Here is a 7,664-nt window from a genome sequence, read left to right on the forward strand (position 1 = left end):
TGATGCCATGGGGGGCGTCATGGGCAAGGAACAGGGCGGGGAAGGACCGAGACTTGGCGGGCGGGTGCGCCGGCTCCGGGTCCGCAGTCTGATCAGGATCCTCCTGATCGCACTGGTGCTGGGCGGCGTCGTGGCGCTCGCCAGGATCACCTTCAACACCGAACGGGTCACCACGATGTGGGTCGGCGCACGGATCGCCGCCGACGGCAGCGCCCGGATCACCGAGGTCGTCGACTACGACTTCGGCTACCCGCACACGGAACGGCACGGCATCTATCGCGACCTGCCCGACCTGCCCTTCGACGAGGACGAGGCCCACATCGCCGTCAGCATGGACGGCCATCGCGTCCCCTGGGAACTCACCATGGGCGACTACTACACCGAGCCGAACGGCCACCGGGAGATCGCCACCCGCATCAAGATCGGCGACCCCGGCCGGGCCGTCACCGGCGTGCACCGCTACCGCGTCCAGTACACCCTGCGGGACGTCGTGAAGAAGGGCAGGCTGGCCTGGGACGCGGTCGGCACCGGCTGGCAGGTCGACCGGTCCCGCGTCGAGATCCATGTCCTGGCCCCCCACCTGCTCACCGCACCGCGCTGCGTGCACGGCACCGACGGCTCCGAGCACCGCTGCGCCGTCGAGCCGACTGGCCCCGGCCTGCTCACCGTCGAGCTGAACCGGCTCAAGGGCAAGGAAGGGCTCACCCTCTACGCCGGCGAGGGCCACCGCATTTCCGGAATGGAGCCGCTGCTGCCCGCGCCACCCGCGGGCAAGGCCGTCGGCACCACCGTGACCCATCCGCTGCTGAACGCACTGCTCGCCGTCGGCCTCGCCCTCGCCCCCGCCCTGGCCACGATCGGGCTGCTGCGCCTCCTCGGCCGCGACCGGCCCGCACCGCAGGGCGCCGACGCGAACCGGGGAACGCCGAGCACCACACCCCCGCAGGGACTGAGTCCCGCCCAGGGCGGCATCCTGGCCGACGAGCGGGTGGAGCCCTGGCACCAGACCGCCTGGCTGCTCGGCGCCGTCGCCGACGGCCACCTCGTCCTCGGCGGCGAGGGGCACGCTCCGACCCTGCGCCGCAGCAGCAGGGGCGCGGGGTCCGACGATCCGGTCGCCAGGGAGGTCCTGCGGTACATCTTCGCCGGGCGCGACCGGATCACCCTGGGCATGTACGACTCGTCCTTCCAGACGGGCTGGCATGCGCTCGCCCGCCACCTGCGGCAATGGCAGACCGACTCCGGCCTGTGGGACACGGCGTCCTTGCGCCGGGCCCGCACCGGACGGTATGCCGGCATGGCCGCCGCCGTGCTCGGCTTCGTCACGGCCGCGGTGGGCGCGGGCCTCGGCGGCGGCCGCCTCGCCGCGGGAGGACCGGTGCTCATCGCGGGCGCGGTCGTCTTCGGTGCCGGCCTCGCGCTGGCGCGGCGCGCCTGGGAGCTGCACCGCCGCACACCCGAGGGCAGCGCCCAGCGGCTGCGGGTGGAGGCGTTCCGGCGCTACCTCGCCGACCCGTCGGCGACTCCCGCAGAGCAGCCCCTCGACGACGAACAGGTCCGGCGCTACACGGCCTGGGCGGTCGCCCTCGGCCTGGGCGACACCTGGCGGCACGCCGTCGAGACGTCCGCCGTGCCCACCCGGCAGCCCTCCTCGCCCGCCGTCCGGCTGGGGCCGGCGCTGGCCCTGGGACTCGTCGTCAGCGCCGCGCTCTCCTCCCGGACGCCGTCCTCCAGCGGCGGTGGCTCCGGTGGCGGCTCCGGCGGGGGCAGCTCCTCCGGAGGTGTCGGCGGCGGAGCGGGCGGCGGCGGAGGCGGCTCCTGGTGACCGCCGTACCGGGGGCGGTACCCGCTCCTCCTATGCCGCGGCCGGCAGCTCCGGCCTGAGCGGCCACTCCGTGCTGACGATCTCGTCCGAGCCGCTGCGGGCGAACCACGCCTGCAGCCCACGGGCCTGCGCCGCGTGCCAGTTGGCCTGGAGCGTGTGCAGCTCGGCGGGGGACAGACGCTCCAGCCGGGTCGCGTAACGGCGGCCCAGGGCCCGTACGACCTCCAGGGCGGCCAGCGCGTCCGCGCCCGCGTCGTGCGCGTCCTGGAGCGTCACCTCGTAGTGCGCGCACAGGTCGGTCAGCGTGCGGCGGCCCTTGCGGTAGCGGTCGAGGTGCTTGTCGAGCACCCTCGGGTCCAGCACCCTGAGCGGCACCGACTCGAACCAACGGTCCAGCGAGGACGCGCGGTGCCGGCGCAACTCCCGGTCCAACAGGGTGAGATCGAAGGGCGCGTTCATCACCACCAGCGGGCGGCCCATCGCCGCGTGCTCCGCCAGTTGCTCGGCTATCTCGTACATCACCGGCGCCGGCCAGCGGCCGTTGTGCTGGAGGTGTTCGTCCGTCAGTCCGTGCACCGCCGTCGCCGCCTCCGGCACCGGCACCCCCGGGTTCACCAGCCAGCGGGTGATCCGGGGCCGGGTCCCCGGCGCGTCCTGGACGACGACGGCGGCCGACACGATCCGGTCGGTCTCGACGTCCACGCCCGTCGTCTCCGTGTCGAAGGCGGCCAGCGGCCCCTCGTACCAGTACGTCATCCCAACCCAACTCCTCGTTCACCGAGGGCAGGTGACGTTCCGTCTTCTGCCCGTTTGGTGATACCCGGGCCGTTTGCGCCGTACGCCGCAAGGACACAACAGGAGTACGGGTCTTTGCAGTTCAGCGGCCCGCAGCGGGGAAACTCATTGCTTGGAAGGCTGTTGGTCATGGCCATAGCGCAGCCCGAGCGGGGCGGGCTGCTGCCCGATCGCCCGGGCACCGTCCGCGGCACGCTCGCCACCACCGCCTGCATGGAGACACTGCAGGTCGGCTATCTGCACGCGGTCGCCGCCGCGGCGGGATGCTCGCTGTCCCAGCCCTTCCCGGACAACGGCATCGACTGGCACGTCAGCCACAGCGCGCCCGGACACACCGTCGACGACGAGGTCACCATCAAGGTGCAGCTGAAGGCCACGTACCAGGTCGCGCCGAACCCTCCGGGGCGTTCCTTCTCCTTCACCCTCGACAACGACCATCTGCGCAAGCTCGCCCGCACCCCCGTCTCGGTGCACAAGATCCTGGTCGTGATGCTCGTCCCGCGCTCGCAGGACGACTGGCTGCGCGCCAGCCACGACCGGCTCGACCTCAGGCACTGCTGCTACTGGGTCAACCTGGCCGGCCACGCCGTCACCGGCCGGCACCGGACCACCGTGCGGATCCCGACCACGCGCATCTTCGACGACCGGGCGCTCTGCGAGATCATGACGCGCGTCGGGACGGGAGGCAGGCCATGAGAAGCCGTCCGTACGAGCAGTTGCCCCGCCAGGCCCGGCCGCATCCGGACGACCTCGCCTGGAACCGGCCCCCGGAGCCCGCCGAGGTCGACCCCGCCGTGCTCGGCGCCCTGCTGCACCGGCACGGCTGGCAGCGGCGCGGCGGTGCCCCGGGACGCTACGGCCGCTGGACCCCGCCGGGGCCGGGCGGCGGCGGGACCAGCCTGCTGGTGCCGGAGAGCCGGGCCTTCCCCGACAGCGACGACCTGCTCGGCGAGGCCCTCGACGCCCTCGCCCGCAGCGCGACGCCCGCCGCCCGCGAGGTGCTGATCTCCCTCGCCGTGCCCAGCGACGAGATCCGCTGGTGGCGCGACACCCCGAGCGGACCCGCCGGCGCCGCGCCCTGGACGGCCGACGAGCAACTGCGCGGCGCCGCCCGGCAGATGCTGCTCGCCGCCGCGCTCGCCACACGCGCGCGGGCCGGCTACTACGGCGCCCGCCACCGCCGCGCCGCCGCCGCACTCCTTCAGGACGTCCTCGTCGGCCCCGCCGACGAGGGCCGCCGGCTCACCGCCTTCGTGCCCGTGCCCACCGGCCGCTCCCTCGCCGTCCGCCTCCACCAGGCCCTGTACGCCGCCCGCGAGGCCGTCGACTACCGACGGGCCACCGGCGGCATGGACGCCTTCGACGGCGCGGTCGAGGCCGGCGTCAGCCGCGAACTGACCGAGGCGCTGGCCGTGCTCGTCCGGGGCACCGAGGGCGCCCGGATCGCCGTCGCCTGGGCACCCGGCGCCGGCGTCCCCGAGGGCTGCGCACCCTCCGCCGAACCCGTCGAGTTCTCGCCCGGCGACCTGCCCGTCCTGCGCGAGGCCGCCGCCCGCTACCTGCGCGAGGAACCCTCCGTGCCGGTGCGGATCACCGGCGCCGTCGTCCGCATGCGCCGCTCCGGGCCCGGCGGCGAGGGCACCGTACGGCTGCGCGTCCTCGCCGGCGCCGACGTCCCGCACGTCCGGGTCACCCTGGACGAGGAGGACTACCGCATCGCCGGCCACGCCCACCTCGTCGGGCTCCCGGTGCGCGTGCACGGCCGGCTGGAGCGCCGGGGCGGCTTCCGCCGGCTCACCGGCGCCTCCGGGGTCGTACCCGTGCAGGTCGACGAGGGCGAGCGGGACCGGCTGATGAAGGCCCTCCAGGAGAACCTGGACTTCTTCGAGGAGGCCTGCGGCGACGGCGAGCCGGGAGAGTACGGGAGCGGGGACCGAGGGTGACCGTTTAGCGGTCGGTACGGTCGGGTCGGTACGATCGCCTGTGCGCGCGCTCCTGGTATGGCGCCGCACCCACCTTCAGTCAGGAGAGACCGGTGTCAGACGTCCGTGTGATCATCCAACGCGATTCCGAGCGGGAAGAACGCGTGGTGACGACGGGCACTACGGCCGCCGACCTCTTCGCGGGCGAGCGCTCGATCATCGCCGCGCGCGTGGGCGGCGAGCTGAAGGACCTCGCGTACGAGCTGTCCGACGGTGACGAGGTCGAGGGCGTCGAGATCTCGTCCGAGGACGGCCTGAACATCCTGCGCCACTCCACCGCGCACGTCATGGCGCAGGCCGTGCAGGAGCTGTTCCCCGAGGCCAAGCTGGGCATCGGCCCGCCCGTCAAGGACGGCTTCTACTACGACTTCGACGTCGAGAAGCCGTTCACGCCCGAGGATCTCAAGGCCGTCGAGAAGAAGATGCAGGAGATCCAGAAGCGCGGGCAGAGGTTCGCCCGCCGTGTCGTCACCGACGAGGCGGCCCGCGAGGAGCTGGCGGACGAGCCGTACAAGCTGGAGCTGATCGGCCTCAAGGGCTCGGCCTCGCACGACGACGGCGCGGATGTCGAGGTCGGCGCCGGCGAGCTGACGATCTACGACAACCTGGACGCCAAGACCGGCGAGCTGTGCTGGAAGGACCTCTGCCGCGGTCCGCACCTGCCCTCGACCCGGCTGATCCCGGCGTTCAAGCTGATGCGCAACGCGGCCGCCTACTGGCGCGGCAGCGAGAAGAACCCGATGCTCCAGCGCATCTACGGCACCGCCTGGCCGTCCAAGGACGAGCTGAAGGCGTACCTGGACTTCCTCGCCGAGGCCGAGAAGCGCGACCACCGCAAGCTCGGCTCCGAGCTGGACCTGTTCTCCATCCCGGAGCAGATCGGCTCCGGCCTCGCCGTCTTCCACCCCAAGGGCGGCATCGTCCGCCGGGTGATGGAGGACTACTCGCGGCGCCGCCACGAGGAAGAGGGCTACGAGTTCGTCTACACCCCGCACGCCACGAAGGGGAAGCTCTTCGAGACGTCCGGGCACCTGGACTGGTACGCCGAGGGCATGTACCCGCCCATGCAGCTCGACGAGGGCGTGGACTACTACCTCAAGCCCATGAACTGCCCGATGCACAACCTGATCTTCGACGCGCGCGGCCGCTCCTACCGCGAACTGCCGCTGCGCCTCTTCGAGTTCGGCACCGTGTACCGGTACGAGAAGTCGGGCGTCGTGCACGGCCTCACCCGTGCCCGCGGCTTCACGCAGGACGACGCGCACATCTACTGCACCCGTGAGCAGATGTCCGAGGAGCTGGACAAGACGCTCACCTTCGTCCTCGGCCTGCTGCGCGACTACGGCCTGACCGACTTCTACCTGGAGCTGTCCACCAAGGACCCGGAGAAGTTCGTCGGCTCCGACGAGGTCTGGGAGGAGGCGACCGAGACGCTGCGCCAGGTCGCCGAGAAGCAGGGCCTGCCCCTCGTCCCGGACCCGGGCGGCGCCGCCTTCTACGGCCCGAAGATCTCCGTCCAGGCCAAGGACGCGATCGGCCGGACCTGGCAGATGTCGACCATCCAGCTCGACTTCAACCTGCCGGAGCGGTTCAACCTGGAGTACACGGGCCCGGACGGTTCGAAGCAGCGCCCGGTGATGATTCACCGAGCCCTGTTCGGCTCGATCGAGCGCTTCTTCGCCGTGCTGCTCGAGCACTACGCGGGTGCCTTCCCGGCCTGGCTGGCCCCGGTCCAGGCACTGGGCATCCCGATCGGTGACGCGCACGTGGAGTACCTGGAGAAGTTCGCCGCCGCGGCCCGGAAGAAGGGCCTGCGCGTCGAGGTGGACTCCTCCTCGGACCGCATGCAGAAGAAGATCCGCAACGCCCAGAAGCAGAAGGTGCCCTTCATGGTCATCGCGGGCGACGAGGACATGTCGAACGGCTCCGTCTCCTTCCGCTTCCGCGACGGCTCCCAGGAGAACGGCATCCCGTTCGACGAGGCCATCGCGAAGATCGCGCAGGTCGTGCAGGAGCGGGCGCAGGTCTGAGCAGGCGTTCCGCAGGGCCCCCGGTGACTCGGTCTCGCCGGGGGCCTTGCCTTGTCCCACACCTGGACGCCATATGCTGCATGGCATGACGAGTGAGCCGGAGCAGCAGATCGGAGTGGGGACGCAGGACGCGTTCCAGCGCCTGTGGACGCCCCACCGGATGGCCTACATCCAGGGCGAGAACAAGCCGACCGGTCCTGGGGCCGACGACGGCTGCCCCTTCTGCTCGATCCCGGCCAAGTCCGACGAGGACGGGCTGATCGTCCGGCGCGGTGAGCACGTGTACGCGGTCCTCAACCTCTACCCGTACAACGGCGGCCATCTGATGACCGTGCCGTACCGGCACGTGGCCGACTACACCGAGCTCAACGGGCCGGAAACCGCCGAGCTGGCCGAGCTGACCAAGCAGGCGATGACGGCCCTGCGCACCGCGTCCGGCGCGCACGGCTTCAACATCGGCATGAACCAGGGCACGGTCGCCGGCGCCGGCATCGCCGCCCACCTGCACCAGCACATCGTCCCGCGCTGGGGCGGCGACACGAACTTCATGCCGGTCGTGGGCCACACCAAGGTACTGCCGCAGCTCTTGGCCGACACCAGGAAGATGCTGGCGGAGGCCTGGCCGACGACATGATCCCCGCGCCGGCCGCCGCACCCGCCCCGCAATGTGGCACCGGCCCCGCCCCGCTCAATTGCCGCAGGCCCCGCAGGCCCCGCTCCAGCCGAGACACCGCTGGCTCCCGCACCAGCCGAGCCGCCGTTGACTGCCGCGCCGGTCAAGCCGCCGCTGGCTCCCGTACGGGCTGAGCCGCCGTTGGCTGCCACACTGGTCAAGCCGCCGCTGGCTCCCGCGAGAGCCGGGCCGCCGTTGGCTGCCGCGTCGGCCGAGCCGCCGCTGGCTCGCGCACCGCTCAATTGCCGCAGGCCCCGCAGGCCCCGCAGGCCCCGCAGGCCCCGCAGGCCCCGCAGGCCCCGCAGGCCCCGCAGGCCCCGCAGGCAGATCGGAAGAGCGTCGAGTAGCGAAAGAGAGTG

General features: G+C 72.3%; 6 protein-coding genes. 5 read left to right on the plus strand and 1 reads right to left on the minus strand.

Annotated elements, in window-relative coordinates:
• Positions 1–19: 19 nt before the first annotated feature.
• A complete protein-coding gene (locus AB0D93_RS38840) occupies positions 20–1,825 on the plus strand; it encodes a DUF2207 domain-containing protein (RefSeq protein ID WP_362130547.1) in 1,806 nt (601 codons plus the stop codon).
• A 30-nt stretch (positions 1,826–1,855) separates the two neighbouring features.
• On the opposite strand, the gene AB0D93_RS38845 is transcribed toward AB0D93_RS38840, so the two are convergent.
• Positions 1,856–2,581 carry a 3'-5' exonuclease gene (locus tag AB0D93_RS38845; protein WP_362130550.1) on the minus strand — a complete coding sequence of 242 codons (726 nt, stop codon included), beginning with the start codon at positions 2,579–2,581 and terminating at the stop codon, positions 1,856–1,858.
• A 168-nt stretch (positions 2,582–2,749) separates the two neighbouring features.
• Here AB0D93_RS38845 and AB0D93_RS38850 point away from each other — a divergent pair, with 168 nt between their 5' ends.
• The 4 genes from AB0D93_RS38850 (at position 2,750) to AB0D93_RS38865 (ending at position 7,266) form a co-directional block, all read left to right on the plus strand.
• A complete protein-coding gene (locus AB0D93_RS38850; RefSeq protein WP_362130553.1) occupies positions 2,750–3,316 on the plus strand; it encodes a DUF4365 domain-containing protein in 567 nt (188 codons plus the stop codon).
• Entirely contained in the window at positions 3,313–4,563 is a 1,251-nt protein-coding gene (locus AB0D93_RS38855) for a hypothetical protein (RefSeq protein WP_362130556.1), read from the plus strand. The genes AB0D93_RS38850 and AB0D93_RS38855 overlap by 4 nt, the downstream gene beginning before the upstream one ends.
• A 92-nt stretch (positions 4,564–4,655) precedes the next feature.
• Complete coding sequence (gene thrS / locus AB0D93_RS38860; RefSeq protein WP_362130559.1) at positions 4,656–6,632, plus strand: threonine--tRNA ligase; 1,977 nt, start codon at positions 4,656–4,658, stop codon at positions 6,630–6,632.
• Positions 6,633–6,705: 73 nt separating this feature from the next.
• Entirely contained in the window at positions 6,706–7,266 is a 561-nt protein-coding gene (locus tag AB0D93_RS38865; protein ID WP_362130562.1) for an HIT domain-containing protein, read from the plus strand.
• Positions 7,267–7,664: the final 398 nt, after the last annotated feature.

The sequence above is a fragment of the Streptomyces sp. NPDC048191 genome, assembly GCF_040652655.1.
Taxonomy (GTDB): Bacteria; Actinomycetota; Actinomycetes; order Streptomycetales; family Streptomycetaceae; genus Streptomyces.

Bases quoted from the DNA above. Each gene is read 5' to 3' on its own strand.
- AB0D93_RS38840 (WP_362130547.1), top strand. From the start codon at position 20: ATGGGCAAGGAACAGGGCGGGGAAGGACCGAGACTTGGCGGGCGGGTG.
- AB0D93_RS38845 (WP_362130550.1), bottom strand. From the start codon at position 2,581: ATGACGTACTGGTACGAGGGGCCGCTGGCCGCCTTCGACACGGAGACG.
- AB0D93_RS38850 (WP_362130553.1), top strand. From the start codon at position 2,750: ATGGCCATAGCGCAGCCCGAGCGGGGCGGGCTGCTGCCCGATCGCCCG.
- AB0D93_RS38855 (WP_362130556.1), top strand. From the start codon at position 3,313: ATGAGAAGCCGTCCGTACGAGCAGTTGCCCCGCCAGGCCCGGCCGCAT.
- AB0D93_RS38865 (WP_362130562.1), top strand. From the start codon at position 6,706: ATGCTGCATGGCATGACGAGTGAGCCGGAGCAGCAGATCGGAGTGGGG.